Origin of the sequence: Rathayibacter sp. AY2B9, assembly GCF_002931595.1 — a bacterium.
GTDB lineage: Bacteria > Actinomycetota > Actinomycetes > Actinomycetales > Microbacteriaceae > Rathayibacter.
The window spans coordinates 251,324-266,446 of sequence record NZ_PSUB01000001.1 but is presented as its reverse complement, the minus strand read 5'-3'; the positions used below and the strand labels follow the sequence as shown (position 1 = coordinate 266,446).

The window sequence follows — 15,123 nt, the reverse complement described above, 5'->3', positions numbered from 1 at the left end:
GCACGCCGCCGAGGCCGAGCATCCGGGAGGAGCACCGTGGAGGAGCAGCGCACCGAGTTCGACGACGCCGACCTGGTCACCGGCGAGGCGATCGCGCTCGAGGTGCCCGTCACCTCCTTCGTGCTCCGCGCGGTCGGCGCGATCATCGACCTGATCGCGGAGCTCCTGCTCGCGCTGGGCCTGTTCCTGCTGGTCTCCTCCCTCTCCGGGGACGGCGGCCTGGACCCCGCCGCCTCGGCCGCCGTGGCGATCGCGGCCCTCGTCATCGCCGTGGTGATCGTGCCGGTCACCGTCGAGACGGCCAGTCGCGGCCGCTCGCTCGGGAAGCTCACCGTCGGCGCTCGCGTCGTCCGCGACGACGGCGGTTCCATCGGCTTCCGGCACGCCCTCGTGCGCGGCCTCACCGGCGTCCTCGAGATCCTGATGACCTTCGGCGGGCTCGCCGCGGTCGTCGGCCTCCTCTCGCGCCGATCGCGCCGTCTCGGCGACGTCCTCGCGGGCACGCACAGCCAGCTCGAGCGCGTTCCCCGCGCGGAGCCGCTGGTCGTCGAGATCCCGGAGCCGCTGCGGGGCTGGGCCGTCACAGCGGACACCGCGCGCCTCCCCGACGCCCTGGCGCGCCGACTGGCGCAGTTCCTCCGTCAGCGCCACGGCATGACGGAGCCGTCGCGCTCGCAGCTCGCCGCCGCGCTGGCCGACGAGACCGCGGTCCACGTCTCCCCGCTGCCCGCCGCGCCCGCGGAGGACTTCCTCCTCGCCGTGGCCGCACTCCGCCGGGCGCGGGAGGAGCGCGCCCTGCTCCTGTCCGACCAGCGCCTCGAGCGGCTGGCCCCCGTGCTCTCGAGCACGCCGCGCGGCTTCCCCGAGCGGCCCTGACGCGCGCGGCAGCGGCCTAGGCGGGCCCCGCGCCGTAGCGGACGGTCTCCCAGCCGCGCGGGACGAGGAGCCGCCGGTCGTGCTCGGCGCAGAGGTCGTAGCCGTGCGGATCCGGCGCAGGACTCAGCGGCCCGACCGCCACCAGCGAGTCGCGGTAGTCGTAGGTCAGCGTGACGACGGCCTGCGCACGGCAGCCCGTCCGCGAGCAGTGCCGTCCGGTCATCGCCGCCCACAGTAGCAATAGGCTGGAGCCATGCCCCGTGCTCGTCGTTCCGCCGCTCGCCCGACGAGCGGGTCGCGCGGAGGCTCCCGCGACCGGCACGGCCGCGGCGCACGAGGGCCGATCACCGGTCCGCACCTCCCCCTGCTGCAGACCCGCTCCGACTTCTTCGAGGCGACGATCGGCTCGGCCTTCGACTACCTGCGCGGCACCTGGCCGGAGGAGCTCGCCGGCATCCGCGTCGACGTCGCGGCGACTCCCGACGTCGACCCCGACCGGCTGCAGGGCACGGGCATCGCGCGGTGGCGCGTCGACCACGCCGCGCGCCGCATCACGCTCTACCGCGTGCCGATCGAGCGCCTGGCGAAGCTGCACCGCCGCGACGAGTGGCACCAGCGCATGCTGATCGAGAGCTACGTGTTCCGCGCCGTCGCGGAGCTGCTCGGCCGCGACCCGTGGGACATCTCCCCGGACCGCTACCGGCACCCCTGAGGCGCCGGCAGCTCTGAGGCGCCGGCACCGCCGAGGCGCCGCCGCCCCGCGTCTCAGTGCGAGTAGACCGTGATCGGCGAGGAGAGCGGTCCCGGCGGGACGATCGTGTACGAGGCGATCCGCCCGTCGCGCGCGATCGAGACCGAGGCCTGCACCGGCTGAGTGCTGCTGACGACCACGCCGTCGCCGTCCAGCGGGGTCGCGAGAGCCGCGAACGGGCCGAGCTCGAGCGTGCGGGTGCCGCCCGGGGCCTCGATCTCGACCGAGGCGGTCGAGTCGCTGCCGTTGACCAGGTGCAGCCGCGCGTCGCCCTCGCCCGTGCCGGCGACGCCGAAGGGCGTCGTGGTCGCGGTGCCGGAGGCGAACCAGGCGAAGTCCGTGCCGGCCGAGCCGGTCGAGGTCGTCCGCCCCGCCGCGACGATCGGCTGATCGGCCCGCAGGACGATGCGGTAGGAGCCGTCCGCCAGGCCCGTGAGCGGGACCTCGCCGACGAGGCCGGCGGGGACGACGACCTGGGTGGAGGTGCCCGACCCGCTCGGGTCCTCGTTGGTGACCTCGACCGAGACCGTGCTGTCGGCGTCGCCGGGGGTGAGGATGCGCAGCACGGGGCTGCCCGCGCCGCCGCTGCCGTCGTCGCTCGCGGTCTCGGCCGGAGGCGACGTGACGGTGAAGCCGGCGATCACGGCGAGCGTGTCCGGGCCGGCGGAGGGGCCGGTGGTCTCGACGCCCTCCGGGGTGAGCCCGGAGATGGCGCTGCTCTGCATGCTCGCGGCGACCTCGCCGCCGCGAGCGGTCACATGCACGACGGGCTGGACGACCCCGGGGGCGAGCCCCGCGAGCGGGAGCGCGCGGACCGCTCCGGCCGGAACGACGATGCCCGTGGCGCCGGTGGCCTGGACGGTGCCGGTCTCGGAGAAGAGCGTGAGGTCGACGGTGGAGGCGACCTCGCTCGGGTTCGCCAGGATCAGCACGGAGGTGCGCCCGACGTCGGTCGAGCCGGCCACGAGCCAGCTGTCGGCCGAGGGCTCGGCGCAGGCGCGGGCGGACAGTCCGGAGAGGGTGTCCGTGCCGATGGCCTGGACGGTGGCTCCACCGGGAGCGGGGTCGGAGCCCGCGGGCACGCTCAGACCGGTGATGCCGGTGCCCGGTGCGGCGACATCGTCCTCGTCGAGGACCGTGGGGTCCGAGGTGGAGCCCTCGGGCCGGACCGCGGTCGCCGCGCCGTCGAGGGCGCGCAGCTGCTCCGGCTCTCCGGCGTCGATCAGATCGCCGCCGCAGACCAGCGAACTGTCGGCCGCGACGGGCGTCACGACGACGCCCTCCGCGGCGCTCGAGACCAGGGGGGACGGGAGGAGCTGGGGCACGACCACGGCGGCCGCGGCGATCACGACTCCGGCCGCGCCCACCGCACCGCGCAGGGCCGTCCGGCGCCGACGGGCGGCCGAGGGTGCGCGATCGGGCGTCGAGGCCGCGGCGCGATCGGCGCGGCGCTCCGCGCGGGAGCGGCGGGCGGAGGACTCGGGCATCTGCTTCTCCTGGTCGGCGGGGTCAGACATCGTCGTTCCCGTCGTCGAACTGGCCGGTGGCCTCGCCCGGCTCGTCGTCGATCCCGGCGACCGCGCCGCTGGAGCGGCCCCGCTCGAGCGAGAGCCCGGTGGGCACCGCCAGCAGGAGGGCGACGACGAAGACGAGGAGGAGGGCGATCGTGTAGGCGATCCCGAAGGGCCCGACCACGCCGGACGGAGCGGCCTCGGTGCGGGTCCCCTCGGTGTCGACGGCCGTCCAGAGGAGCCCGTAGCGGGTGTCGCCGACGGCCGAGAACGCCGCGTTGCCGTCGAGGGAGACGGCCGCCCGCGCGCGCACGGCGGCGGCCGCGTCGCCGACCTGGGTGCCGGCCGGCACGGTCAGCACGACGAAGCGCACGCCGAGGCTCTCGAGCGCGGAGGGGACGTCGTAGCCCGTCCGCGAGACGAGGTTGCCCGCCAGCTCGTCGATCGCGTCCGTGCTCTCGGCGCCGGTGTTCGCGAGGGTCGACTGCTGGTCGAGGGTCGCGCCCGCTCCGCGCTCCAGCCGGGCGAGGACGCCGCCGTCCGCCTGCGGGACGAGCACGATCGTGCCCACCCGCGGGTCGTTCCGGGCCTCGGCCGCCACGTAGGCGGGGAGCGAGCGGTCCGACGTGGTCGACACGGACGTGCCGGCGCCGGTCGGGAAGGCCACCGCGAGCGGACCGACCAGTGCTGCCGCCGCGGCCGTGACGACGAGCGCCGGCACCACGCGCACCGAGCGCACGGCGGCGAGCGAGAGCGACGCGCCGATCACCAGGCCGAGCCAGTAGAGGCTGAGACCGGTGCCGCTCCAGACGGAGACCGCCTCGGAGCCGGTGGTCGCGACCTGCACGCCCTGGGCGAGCGAGGCGGTCACGAGACCCGCCGCCGAGACGCCGACGCCGCCGAGGGCCGAGAGGTTGTTCGGGAGGAGGAGGGCGGCCAGCGCCGCGACGATCAGCGGCACGACGAGCACGGCCGTGACCAGCGGGGCGGCGGAGGTGCCGATCCCCAGACCGCCGAGGAACGCGAGCCATCCGTCGGGCAGACCGGCCGGGAAGCCGGCGAGCAGCGCGACGAGGTCCGACTGCGCGGAGGGCAGCGGGACGCCCGGATCCGCGAGGACGCCGAGCCAGTCGCCCCGCGGTGCGCGGGCGACCACCAGCGGGAAGAGGAGGACGGCCGCGGGGATCGGCAGGCCGATGAAGCGGCCGATCCGCCGCCCCGAGGTGGCGACGACGACGAGCCAGATCACCAGGAGCGGCACGGCCAGCACCGGCGCGCACGCGACGACGGCCGCAGCCAGGATCGAGGCGCTCGCGGAGGCGGACCAGGAGCGGTACGCGCCGAACCCGGCGAAGAAGAGCCAGGGAAGCAGCACGTGCACCAGCAGCGGGGCGGGGCGCCCGTCGGCCTGCGCGGCGAAGAAGGCGGGAGCGAGGATGTAGACGAGGGCTCCGGCGGCGCGGGCGGTCGCGCGCGGGGTGAGCCGCGCGATCATCAGCCAGGCACCGAGGGCGGCAGCGGGGAGCGCGACGAGGTAGAGCAGCACCATCGAGTAGCTGGGCGACCAGAAGGTCAGCGAGCCGAGCACGGCGAGGACAGCGGCGAACGGGTCCGCCGCGCCGATGAACCCCGAGCCGAGGTCGCGCCAGCCGTAGGCCGCGTTGCGCCACAGCTCGCCGACGGTCGGCGAGAGCGTCAGCAGACCGCCGCCGCTGAGCGCGGGAGCAGCGAGGAGCGGCGTGTAGACCACCAGGCCGGCGAGCGCGGCGATGAGGACGACCCACACTCCCCCGCCCTGGAAGAAGTGCAGCGGATGGCGGTCCCGCCCGGCCTGCACGCGCACGGCGTCGTGGCGCACCGAGCGCAGCTGCCGCACCACGTCCAGCGGGATGCGCAGCGGCGCAACGGCCTTCCAGCCCACGTTCTTCGACGAGCGGAGAACGGTGCGGGCCCGCAGCACCTTCGTCCCCCCGAAGGCGACGACGAGGGCCGCCAGCAGCTCCCCTCCGACCAGCCCGGGCTGCTTGCGCAGCAGGCGCACGACCGCGCGGCCGATCGCCAGCGGGACGAGCGAGAGCCAGTGCAGGAGGAGGAGCGCGACGGGCGCGTAGGCGAGCCGGCGGTGCAGCTGCGCGGTGCGGTGCTGACGCGCCCGGCGCCGTTCGCCGCTGTCGATGCGGCGGCCGTCGGGGCGCTGCAGCCCGATGCGGGCGGTGGTGACGCGGGCGTCCGGCACGCGGCTGACCCGGTGCCCGGCGAGCCGGGTGCGGATCGAGAAGTCGAGCGCGTCGTCGACGACCGGCAGGCCGGGGTCGAAGCCGCCGAGCTCCTCCCAGAGGGAGTGGCGCACGAGCATGCCGCCGGCGGCGACGGCCAGGACGTCGGGCGTGGAGTCGTGCTGGCCCTGGTCGAGCTCGTCCTCGACGAGGTGGACGGTCGTGCCGTGCTTGGTGATCGACTCGCCGTAGCTGCGGATGTAGCCGGAGCGCGTCCAGTCCATGATCTTGGGACCGGCGACGGCGACGGAGGGGGCGACCTCGACGGCTCCCAGCAGCGCCGCGAGGGCGCCGGGCTCGGGGGCGGAGTCCTGCGCGAGCAGCCACAGCCACTCGTCCTCTCCGGCCGGCGGCTGCATCACGCGGACAGCGCGGGCCACGGCCTGGCCGAAGGGGAGGTGCTCGGCGACCTGCACGAGCTGCGTCGGACCCCAGGACGCGAGGAGCTCGTCGGTCGTGTCCTTCGAGCCTCCGTCGACGAACACCGTCGCGTCGGGCTGACGGGTCTGCGCCCGCAGGGCCGCGAGGGTTCGTTCCAGATAGGCCGCGCCGTTGCGCGCGACGAGGACGGCGGTGACTCGTGGATACATCGCGGACCACCCTAAGCGATGCCGCCGCGCCGCCCGCCTGCGGCTCGCCGCCCCGTCGGTCGGGTCGCGGCGAGGAGGGGACTAGGCCCGGCGGCGCAGCTTCCGGCGCTCGCGCTCGGAGAGGCCGCCCCAGATGCCGAAGCGCTCGTCGTTCTCGAGCGCGTACTCGAGGCACTGGGCCCGGACCTCGCACGAGGTGCAGATCTTCTTGGCGTCGCGGGTCGAGCCGCCCTTCTCGGGGAAGAAGGCCTCGGGATCGGTCTGCGCGCACAGCGAGTCGACCTGCCAGGAGAGCGCGCCCCCCGGCGCCTCGGTCGCGGTGTCGATCCCGGGTCGGACCCCGGGCACGCCCAGACGGACCGGATCGACGAACCAGTCCTCGGGGACTCCGGAGTGCTGTTCCGGAAGCGTCATGCCGTCTCCTACCCCGCCTGCGAACCGATGATCGGCGGCCACTCCTCCCGGAGCCGCTGCCTAGGTAATTACAGCGGTGTCATTCGCTCAGGTCAAGTCGCGGACCATAAACCCTCAACCCGCCGTGGAGGGTTCACGACACACCGGCGTGTCGCGAACGTGAGATCCGATCAGGCGGTCGCGGCGCTCCGTGCGCGCCAGGCGCTCTCCACCATCTCGGCGACCGTGTGCCGCATCTCCCAGCCCAGGTCGCGGGCCGCTGTCGCGCCGGAGGCGACGATGCGGGGCGGATCGCCCGGCCGCCGTGGGGCGACCTCGGGCGTGAAGGCGATGCCGGTGCTGTCGGCGATCGCGCGCATGATCTCGCCGACGGAGGCCCCGGATCCGCTGCCCAGGTTGTAGACCGGGTCGATCGGCTCGCCGGCGGCCAGGCGGCGCGCCGCGGCGACGTGCGCGAGCGCCAGGTCGGCGACGTGGATGTAGTCGCGGACGCAGGTGCCGTCCGGCGTCGGGTAGTCGTCGCCGTTGATCCGGGGCGTGCGGCCGTCCAGCAGCGCCTCGAAGACGAGGGGGAAGAGGTTGTGGGGGCTGGTGTCGTAGACGTCCGGGTAGCCGGATCCGACGACGTTGAAGTAGCGCAGGGAGGCGTGCCGGACGCCGTGCGCCCGCCCCGCGTCCGCGAGCAGCCACTCGCCGATCAGCTTCGACTCGCCGTAGGGCGATTCCGGGCTCTTGGGGGTGTCCTCGGTGACGATCTCGACGTCGACCGCGCCGTAGACGGCAGCGCTCGAGGAGAAGACGATCGAGGAGACCCCGGCGCGCTCCATCGCCGCCAGCACGCGCATGGTGCCGGTGACGTTCTGCTCGTAGGTGTGCAGGGGGCGCTGCACCGAGACTCCGGCGTACTTGAACCCGGCGACGTGGACGACGCCCTCGATGTCGTGCTCGGCGAGCACGCGGTCGAGCAGGGCCTCGTCGAGGATCGAGCCCTGGTGGAACGGGACGCCCTCGGGCACGAACGACGCGTGCCCCGAGGAGAGGTCGTCGAGGACGACGGGGTCGATGCCCTGCTCCGAGAACGCGCGCACCACGTGCGCCCCGATGTACCCGGCTCCCCCGGTGACCAGCCATGCCATGTGGATCCTCCTCGGTGCGGGCCCGCGACTCCGCGCGCCGGAAGACACCCTAGCGGCGGGGATCGACGGCGCGGATCGGCCGGATGACGCCGGGTGGCGATATCCTGCCGTCGTGCTCCGCTCCGTCGCCCTCCTCGCCCTGCCCGGCCTCGCGCCGTTCGAGTTCGGGGTCGTCTGCGAGGTGTTCGGGATCGACCGCGGCGTCGACGGAGGGCCCGCCCTCGACTTCCGGATCGCCACTCCCGATCCGGGCCGCGTCCGGACGAGCCTCGGATTCGACCTGCTGATCGCCGATGGTCTCGACGCGGCCCGGGACGCGGACCTGATCGCCGTCCCCGCCCACGGCCGCGGGCCCGCCGACGAGCGGGTCCTCGACCTCCTCCGCGAGGCTCACGAGCGCGGCGCGTGGATCCTCAGCGTCTGCAGCGGGGCCTTCACCCTGGCGCAGGCGGGCCTGCTCGACGGCCGGCGCGCGACCACCCACTGGATGCACGCCGCGGAGCTCGCCCGGCGCTTCCCCTCCGTCACGGTGGACCCGGAGGTCCTCTACGTGCAGGAGGGGCGCATCGTGACGAGCGCGGGCACCGCGGCCGGCATCGACGCGGCGCTGCACGTGGTGCGCGAGGAGCTGGGCGCGACGGCGGCGAGCGTCGTCGCCCGGCGGATGGTCGTGCCCCCGCAGCGCCACGGCGGGCAGGCGCAGTACCTGCGGACCCCCGTTCCCGAGGCGCGCGCGGACTCGCTGGCCGAGGTCACCGAGTGGATGCTGGAGCACCTCGACGAGGACCTCTCGATCGAGGCGCTGGCCCGTCGGGCCCTGATGGCCCCCCGCACCTTCGCGCGCCGCTTCCGGGCCGACCTCGGCACGACTCCGCTCGCCTGGCTCACCCGCCAGCGCCTCCTCCGGGCGCAGGTGCTGCTGGAGGAGACGGAGCTGACCCTCGAGGCGGTCGCCGCGCGGGTCGGCTTCGGCACGGCCGCGGTGATGCGCCACCACTTCACGCGCGTCCTGCGGACCACGCCGGCGGCCTACCGCCGCACGTTCGCCGCCTGAGCGGCCGGCACCGGGATCGCTGGAGGGATCAGACCGTCGCGACGAAGAGCGTGCCCCGTCCGGTGACGGCGAGAGTGCCCTCCGACGGGGTCACGAACACGCTGCCGCCGCGCTCGACGCGGACCGAGCCCTCGGCGCCCTCGAGCGAGAACGAGCCCTCGGTCGCGATCGCGATGGCGGGTCCGTGCAGGGCGACGCGGGCCGGCGTCTCCGACTCCGGCTCCACGACGGCGAGCACGAAGTCGGGGACGTCCGGACGGTAGACGCGCACGCCCGGTCCGGCCTGCTCGGCCGGGAGGTAGGGCACGGGCAGCGGCGAGAACTCGAGCACGCTCACCAGCTCGGGCACGTCGATGTGCTTGGGCGTGAGGCCCCCGCGCAGCACGTTGTCGGAGGCGGCCATCAGCTCCACGCCCGTGCCCGCGAGGTAGGCGTGGATGTTGCCGGCGGGGAGGTAGAGCACCTCGCCACGGGCGAGGCGGACGCGGTTGAGCAGGAGCGAGAGCACGATGCCGGGGTCGCCCGGGTAGCTCTCGGCCAGGTCCCGGACCGTGGTCGTCTCGAGGCGGTCGTCGCCCGCGGACGCCGCGACGACCGCGGACACCAGCGCGGCGACCTCGGCGCGGTCGCCGTCGGCGAGCAGCCACGACACGGCGCCGCGGAGGACCTCCGAGGGCTCGCCCTCGAGCGTCCGGGCGAACCGCGCGATCGCGGCCGCCTCCTCCGCCGGGGCGCGCCCGGCCAGCTCGGCGAGCAGCGCCCGGGCGTCCGCCGGCTCGCGGAAGCCGCAGAGCGCGTCGAAGCTCTCGCTGAGCGCGTAGATCAGCTCGGGCTTGTGGAACGGGTCCTTGTAGTTGCGATCGGCGGCGTCGCGGGGGATGCCGGCCTCCTCCTCCTCGACGAACCGGCGCCGGGCCCGCTCGGACGAGGGGTGGGCCTGGAGCGACAGCGGCCCGCCCGCCGCGAGGATCTTGAGCAGGAACGGCAGACGGGGAGCGCCCGAGACCGGATCGACCGACCCCTCCACTCCGGCGAGCGCCGCCTCGGGGTGATCGGCGATCCACTCGGCGAGCGTGCCGGCGCCGACCGAGGCGGGGTCGAGGATGCGCGCGGGCGAGCCCGGGTGCGCGCCGAGCCAGAGCTCGGCCTCAGGGGCGCCGGAGGGCGCGGTGCCGAGGGCCTCCGAGATGCCGGTGAGCGAGCCCCAGGCGTAGTCGCGGGGGGTGTTGCCGATCGGGATGAACACGGGAGCGCTGGCCTTCCGTCCGAGGGGTGGGTCCGAGCCGCTCAGCCGGACGCGCCGGGGCCGCTCCGCTGCGACGCTAGCAGGATCCACAACGCGGGCCCGGGAGGAGGGCCCGCCTGTTGGTGCTCTCCGCCAGCGGACGCGGCACTCGCAGGCGCGCTTCGTACGCTGGGAGTCGCAGCACTGTCGCCGTCGGAGCGGTAGCCGTGCCGCATCCGACGAGCGAGGGAGCACAGAGCATGGACAGCACGACCTTCGAGACCCTGGGGGCCGACTTCTACGGGTTCGAGGCGGCGCTCACGCCCGCCGAGAAGGAGCTGCTGGTCGGCGTCCGCGCGTTCCTCGAGGAGCAGGTGCGGCCGATCGCCGACGAGTACTGGGAGCGCGCGGAGTTCCCGCGGCAGCTGATCCCCGGGATCCACGCCACCGGCGTCATCGGCCTCTCCTGGCCCGAGACCCGCGCGATAGAGAACTCCGCCGTGTTCCGCGGCTGGGTGGCGCTCGAGCTGGGCCGGGTGGACGCGGGCATCGCGACCTACGTCGGCGTGCAGAACGGCCTGGTGATGGGCACGGTCGGCGTCGCCGGCTCCGACGAGCAGCGCGCCGAGTGGCTGCCGAAGCTCGCCTCGGGCGAGGTCGTCGGCGCCTTCGGCCTCACCGAGCCGCACTCCGGCTCCGACTCCGCCCAGGGCCTGCGCACCACCGCCCGCCGGGACGGCGACGACTGGATCCTCGACGGCGAGAAGCGCTGGATCGGCAACGCGACCTTCAGCGACGTGACCGTGATCTGGGCGAAGGACGCGGAGGACGGCCAGGTGAAGGGCTTCCTCGTCCCCACCTCGACACCGGGCTACCGCGCCACCGCCATCGCGCGCAAGCAGAGCCTGCGCACGGTGCAGAACGCCGACATCGTGCTCGAGGGCGTCCGCGTCCCGGAGTCGCTGCGCCTGCAGGGCGCGAACTCGTTCCGCGACACCGCGAAGGTGCTCCGGCTCACCCGCGCCGAGGTCGCCTGGCAGGCCATCGGCGTCTCGATCGGCGCTTACGACGCGGCGCTGCGCTACGCGAAGGAGCGCGTGCAGTTCGGCAAGCCGCTCGTCGGGCACCAGCTGGTGCAGGACCTCCTGGTCAAGAGCATCGGCAACATCACGGCCAGCATCGCCCTGGCGACCCGCGTGTCCGAGATGCTCGACGCCGGCGAGCAGCGTGACGAGCACTCCGCCCTCGCGAAGGCCTACGCGACGGCCCGGATGCGCGAGACCGTCGCCTGGTGCCGCGAGGTGATGGGCGGCAACGGCATCGTCCTCGACTACGGCGTCGCCCGCTTCTTCGCCGACGCGGAGGCCCTTTACTCCTACGAGGGCACCCGCGAGATGAACACGCTGATCGTCGGCCGCTCGATCACCGGCACCGCTGCGTTCGTCTGAGCCTCCCCGGCCGGGGAGGGTGCGGCGGCGCGCCCGGCACGCCGCCGCGCCGCCCCCGCTCCCTAGACTGGTCGCCATGATCCGACGCGCCGCCCCCGCCGCTCCCCGAGCGCTCGCGGTGGCGGTGCTGGCCGTGCTGCTGGTCGGCCAGTCGCTGCGGAACCTCGCCGGATGGTGGGGCTGGGGCGTCGTCGTCGCGGTGCTCCTGGGCGCCTCGATCGCCGTGCTCGTCCGCGCCCGCCCCCGCCTGCGCTGGGCCCGCACGCCGAAGTCGCTGGTCCTCTTCCTCGGGCTCGCGGTGCTCTCGCTGCTGTGGTCCGCCTATCCGGGAGCGAGCGCGATCGGAGTCACGGCGCAGCTCGCGACGACGCTCGGCGGCGTCGTCCTCGCCGTCACGCTGAGCAGCCGGGAGCTGCTCACGGCTCTCGGACGGGCCCTGCGCCTCTCCGTCGGCCTGTCGCTCCTTTTCGAGCTCGTGATCGCGGTCGTCGTGCGGCAGCCCGTCCTGCCGTTCGGCGTCGAGCCTCCCGCCGACGGACCGACGCCCGACGCCTTCTACTGGTCGCAGGCCGCCCTCTTCACCGGCGAGCCCGTCCAGGGGATCGTCGGCAACCGCAACCTCCTCGGCTTCCTCGCCCTGCTCGGCCTGATCGTGATCGCGATCGAGCTGGCGGCCCACTCGATCCGGCGCCGGTGGGGAGCGGTCTGGGTCGCCCTGTTCGTCGCGACCCTCCTGCTCACCCGCTCGGCGACCGTCCTGCTCTGCCTCGTCGCCGTCGTCCTCGCGGCCGCGTTCGCGCTCTGGGCTCGCCGGAGGGGCGAGTCCCGCCGGCGTCCCGTCTACCTGACCGCCGCGGGGCTGGCGGTGGCGGCCGTCGCCGGAGGCGCCGCGGGCTGGGGCGCCCTCCTCGGCCTGCTCGGCAAGAGCGAGGACGCCACGGGCCGCCTCGACATCTGGGACTCGGTGATCGCGCTCACGCTGCAGCGCCCGGTCCTCGGCTGGGGCTGGGTCAGCTACTGGGCTCCCTGGGCCGCCCCGTTCGACACCCTCGCCGAGCGCAAGGGCGTGCTCTACCTGCAGGCCCACGACGCCTGGCTCGACGTCGCCCTCCAGCTGGGAGCGGTCGGCCTCGTCCTCTTCGCGGCGCTCGCCGTCTCGACGCTGTGGCGCTCCTGGTTCCGCGCGGTCGACCGCCCGCGGCGCGACGCGACCTCGACCCTCCCCTACACGGCCGTCAGCCTCGCTCCGCTGCTGATCGTGGTCGCCCTCCTGGCGCAGTCGCTGTTCGAGAGCCGGATCCTGATCGAGGGAGGCTGGCTGCTCCTCGTCCTCTTCGCGGTGCAGACCAAGCGGCCGGCGAGCGAGACGCCCGAGGTCCTCGCCGCGACCCCGCTCCCCCTCGCCGACGCCTCCCCGAGGCGATGAGGCCCCGCCGCCCCTCGCTCCCCGCCTCCGTCGCCGACGCGACGGCGTCCCCGCAGTTCGCGGCGGCCCTCGCGCAGACCACTCTCGTCACCGTCCTCTGCGCTCCGGCGGTCCGCGGACTCCTCGGCTGGCCCGGCTACATCGCCGCCGTCGCCACGCTCACCGCCCTCGCCGCGGTCATGCTCGTCCTGCGGCGCGGGCGGCTCGACTGGGAGGGCCTGCTGCCCACGAGCATCCTGGTGTTCCTCGGCTGGATCGCGCTCAGCGTGCTGTGGAGCGACTACACCTGGGCCACGGTCTCGAGCGTCGTCTACCAGTTCGCCCTGGCGTTCCTGGCGATCGCGATCGGCCTCACGCGCGACATCATCCAGATCATCCGCTCGGTCGGCGACGTGCTGCGGGTCGTGCTGATCGCCTCGCTGGCCGTGGAGGTGCTCTCGGGGGTGCTGATCGACCAGCCGCTGCGCTTCCTCGGCGTGGAGGGCCTGCTCGCGGTCGGCGGGCCGATCCAGGGACTCGTCGGCACGCGCAACCAGCTCGGGCTGGTCTGCCTGCTGGCGATCGTGACGTTCTCGGTGGAGCTGATGACCCGCTCCGTCGCCCGCGGGCCGGCCGTCGCCTCGATCGCCCTCGCCGCGGTCACCCTCCTCTTCACGCGCTCCGCCGTGAGCGCGGGCGTGCTCGCCGTGGCCGTCGTCGTCGCCCTCGCTCTGCGCTGGGTGCGCCACGGCGACGGCACCCACCGCCGTCGGCGGCAGCTCACGGTGCTCGGCGTCGCCGCCGCGGCCTCCCTCACCGTGTGGCTCCTGCGCTACCGGGTGATCGAGCTGCTGAACGCGGGCAGCGAGTTCGAGTTCCGGCTGCGGCTCTGGCAGCAGGTCTGGCGCTTCACGGACCTCGCTCCGATCGTCGGCTGGGGCTGGGTGGGCTACTGGCGGCCCGACCTCTACCCCTTCACCGCCATCGACTACCTCTCGGGCCGCCCGCACTCGTCGAGCCTCAACGCGCTCTTCGACGTGGCCCTGCAGGTCGGCGCGGTCGGGGTGGTCCTCTTCGTCGTGCTGATCGGCCTCGCGCTCTGGCGCTCCTGGCTGATCGCCTCCGAGCGCAAGGCGGTCGTGCACGTCTGGCCGGTGCTGGTGCTGACCGTGCTGATGGTCACCGCGCTGGCCGAGAGCTCGATCCTGCTCGACGCCGGCTGGCTGCTCGTGGTGCTCTGCGCGATGCGCGCGGCCCAGGGACTGAGCTGGCGTCGGCTCCTGCACCCGCGGGACTGACCGGACTCCTCAGCGCCCGCGCCGCCGCGCCACCTGGCGGAGCACGGCGAGGTGCTCCTCCCGGCAGCGCTCCCAGCTGAAGGACCGGGCACGCTCGACGCCGAGCGGGCCGAGCTCGCCGGTCCGCTCGATCGCCTCGAGGATCCCGTCCGCGATCGAGCGCGGCTCGAGCGGATCGACGTAGACCGCGGCGTCCCCGCAGATCTCCGGGAGCGAGCCCGCGTCGGACGCGGCGACCGGGCATCCCGACGCCATCGCCTCGATGGGAGGGAGGCCGAAGCCCTCGTAGAGGCTCGGGAACGCCAGCACCGCGGCTCGGCGGTAGAGGTCGGCGAGCTCCTCCGGAGTGACGTGGCCGCGCCACTCGACGAAGTCCGGCAGCGGGCCGAGGCGGTCCAGATCCCCTCCGGTCAGCACGAGCCGGAGGGCGTGCCCCTGCTCCCGCAGGAGGCGCACCGCCTCGAACAGGCGGGCGTGGTTCTTGTGCGGCCAGGCGCGCGCCGGGTAGAAGACGAAGTCCTCGCGTGTGCCCAGATTCGCGACGAAGCGCCGGGTGTCCACGCCGAGATGCGACACGTGGATCCGCTCCTCCGGGATGCCCAGCAGCTCGACGATCCGCCCCTTGGTGAAGGCGCTGATGGTGATGACCGCGTCGGCGCGGCGAGCGGTCGCCTCGTAGGCGAGCCGGCGGAAGACGCGCTCGACGCGGGGGAAGAGGTGCGGGAGGTCGCGGTGCTGCAGGTCGAACAGCATCTGCACGTGCCCCTGCCGCCGCGACGGCCACGGGAGCGGGACCGTGAACGGGAAGTAGAGCACCGCGTCCCGGCCGAGGCGCCGGCGCAGGCGCGGCGTGCGCAGGAGCGCCTGGAGCATCCCCACGGCCCGGCGGCGGTGGCCCGCCCCGCTGACGACCCCCTCGGCCACGACCTCGGGCACGCCCTCGCTGAAGCCGCGGGCGTTCTCCGGGACGAGCACCTGCACGTCGGGCCCCTCCTCCCCCGGCCGCGGCGCCAGGAGGCGCGTGAGCGCGCGCGCGTAGGTCTCGCCGCCGCCCATCCCGCCCGGGTCGACGGTGAGCACGGCGAGCGTGACGGGGCGGAGTTCCGGCATGGCGTCCAATCGGTCCGAAGCCCGGCCAG

Annotated in this window: 13 protein-coding genes; 6 read left to right on the top strand and 7 right to left on the bottom strand. The window is 74.6% G+C overall.

Annotated features, from left to right (window positions below; all coding sequences use genetic code 11):
• Positions 1–36: 36 nt before the first annotated feature.
• Positions 37–876, top strand: a complete 840-nt coding sequence (locus C5C25_RS01345; RefSeq protein WP_104224140.1) for an RDD family protein — start codon at positions 37–39, stop codon at positions 874–876.
• A 16-nt stretch (positions 877–892) separates the two neighbouring features.
• Here C5C25_RS01345 and C5C25_RS01340 read toward each other — a convergent pair whose 3' ends face one another.
• Positions 893–1,099 carry a DUF3499 family protein gene (locus C5C25_RS01340; protein ID WP_104224141.1) on the bottom strand — a complete coding sequence of 69 codons (207 nt, stop codon included), beginning with the start codon at positions 1,097–1,099 and terminating at the stop codon, positions 893–895.
• A 30-nt stretch (positions 1,100–1,129) separates the two neighbouring features.
• On the opposite strand from C5C25_RS01340, the gene C5C25_RS01335 reads away from it, so the two are divergent.
• Complete coding sequence (locus tag C5C25_RS01335) at positions 1,130–1,588, top strand: metallopeptidase family protein (RefSeq protein WP_104224142.1); 459 nt, start codon at positions 1,130–1,132, stop codon at positions 1,586–1,588.
• Between the two features lie 53 nt (positions 1,589–1,641).
• Here C5C25_RS01335 and C5C25_RS01330 read toward each other — a convergent pair whose 3' ends face one another.
• The 4 genes from C5C25_RS01330 to galE all read right to left on the bottom strand — a co-directional run bounded on the left by C5C25_RS01330 (position 1,642) and on the right by galE (position 7,554).
• Positions 1,642–3,144, bottom strand: a complete 1,503-nt coding sequence (locus C5C25_RS01330) for a DUF5719 family protein (protein ID WP_146079406.1) — start codon at positions 3,142–3,144, stop codon at positions 1,642–1,644.
• Positions 3,137–6,004 (bottom strand): glycosyltransferase family 2 protein, encoded by a 2,868-nt coding sequence (locus C5C25_RS01325; RefSeq protein ID WP_104232805.1) that lies wholly within the window; start codon positions 6,002–6,004, stop codon positions 3,137–3,139. The genes C5C25_RS01330 and C5C25_RS01325 overlap by 8 nt, the downstream gene beginning before the upstream one ends.
• An 81-nt stretch (positions 6,005–6,085) precedes the next feature.
• Positions 6,086–6,418 (bottom strand): WhiB family transcriptional regulator, encoded by a 333-nt coding sequence (locus C5C25_RS01320; protein ID WP_104224145.1) that lies wholly within the window; start codon positions 6,416–6,418, stop codon positions 6,086–6,088.
• A gap of 170 nt (positions 6,419–6,588) precedes the next feature.
• On the bottom strand, positions 6,589–7,554 hold the full coding sequence (gene galE / locus C5C25_RS01315; protein WP_104232806.1) for a UDP-glucose 4-epimerase GalE: 966 nt from the start codon (positions 7,552–7,554) through the stop codon (positions 6,589–6,591).
• Positions 7,555–7,666: 112 nt separating this feature from the next.
• Here galE and C5C25_RS01310 point away from each other — a divergent pair, with 112 nt between their 5' ends.
• Entirely contained in the window at positions 7,667–8,608 is a 942-nt protein-coding gene (locus C5C25_RS01310) for a GlxA family transcriptional regulator (protein WP_104232807.1), read from the top strand.
• 28 nt (positions 8,609–8,636) lie between these two features.
• Here the strand turns inward: C5C25_RS01310 and manA are convergent, their stop codons facing one another.
• On the bottom strand, positions 8,637–9,854 hold the full coding sequence (gene manA / locus C5C25_RS01305; protein ID WP_104249501.1) for a mannose-6-phosphate isomerase, class I: 1,218 nt from the start codon (positions 9,852–9,854) through the stop codon (positions 8,637–8,639).
• Between the two features lie 239 nt (positions 9,855–10,093).
• On the opposite strand from manA, the gene C5C25_RS01300 reads away from it, so the two are divergent.
• The 3 genes from C5C25_RS01300 to C5C25_RS01290 all read left to right on the top strand — a co-directional run bounded on the left by C5C25_RS01300 (position 10,094) and on the right by C5C25_RS01290 (position 13,984).
• Positions 10,094–11,281, top strand: a complete 1,188-nt coding sequence (locus C5C25_RS01300) for an acyl-CoA dehydrogenase family protein (RefSeq protein ID WP_104224149.1) — start codon at positions 10,094–10,096, stop codon at positions 11,279–11,281.
• A gap of 76 nt (positions 11,282–11,357) precedes the next feature.
• The gene (locus C5C25_RS01295) at positions 11,358–12,707 is read left to right on the top strand and encodes an O-antigen ligase (RefSeq protein ID WP_104249500.1); all 1,350 of its coding nucleotides are present in this window, start codon (positions 11,358–11,360) and stop codon (positions 12,705–12,707) included.
• Positions 12,704–13,984, top strand: coding sequence for an O-antigen ligase (locus C5C25_RS01290; RefSeq protein ID WP_104249499.1), 1,281 nt, complete (start codon positions 12,704–12,706; stop codon positions 13,982–13,984). The genes C5C25_RS01295 and C5C25_RS01290 overlap by 4 nt, the downstream gene beginning before the upstream one ends.
• A gap of 9 nt (positions 13,985–13,993) precedes the next feature.
• Here the strand turns inward: C5C25_RS01290 and C5C25_RS01285 are convergent, their stop codons facing one another.
• On the bottom strand, positions 13,994–15,094 hold the full coding sequence (locus C5C25_RS01285) for a glycosyltransferase family 1 protein (protein WP_104249498.1): 1,101 nt from the start codon (positions 15,092–15,094) through the stop codon (positions 13,994–13,996).
• Positions 15,095–15,123: the final 29 nt, after the last annotated feature.

Bases quoted from the DNA above. Each gene is read 5' to 3' on its own strand.
- C5C25_RS01340 (WP_104224141.1), bottom strand. From the start codon at position 1,099: ATGACCGGACGGCACTGCTCGCGGACGGGCTGCCGTGCGCAGGCCGTC.
- C5C25_RS01335 (WP_104224142.1), top strand. From the start codon at position 1,130: ATGCCCCGTGCTCGTCGTTCCGCCGCTCGCCCGACGAGCGGGTCGCGC.
- C5C25_RS01330 (WP_146079406.1), bottom strand. From the start codon at position 3,144: ATGTCTGACCCCGCCGACCAGGAGAAGCAGATGCCCGAGTCCTCCGCC.
- C5C25_RS01325 (WP_104232805.1), bottom strand. From the start codon at position 6,004: ATGTATCCACGAGTCACCGCCGTCCTCGTCGCGCGCAACGGCGCGGCC.
- C5C25_RS01320 (WP_104224145.1), bottom strand. From the start codon at position 6,418: ATGACGCTTCCGGAACAGCACTCCGGAGTCCCCGAGGACTGGTTCGTC.
- galE (WP_104232806.1), bottom strand. From the start codon at position 7,554: ATGGCATGGCTGGTCACCGGGGGAGCCGGGTACATCGGGGCGCACGTG.
- C5C25_RS01300 (WP_104224149.1), top strand. From the start codon at position 10,094: ATGGACAGCACGACCTTCGAGACCCTGGGGGCCGACTTCTACGGGTTC.
- C5C25_RS01295 (WP_104249500.1), top strand. From the start codon at position 11,358: ATGATCCGACGCGCCGCCCCCGCCGCTCCCCGAGCGCTCGCGGTGGCG.
- C5C25_RS01290 (WP_104249499.1), top strand. From the start codon at position 12,704: ATGAGGCCCCGCCGCCCCTCGCTCCCCGCCTCCGTCGCCGACGCGACG.
- C5C25_RS01285 (WP_104249498.1), bottom strand. From the start codon at position 15,094: ATGCCGGAACTCCGCCCCGTCACGCTCGCCGTGCTCACCGTCGACCCG.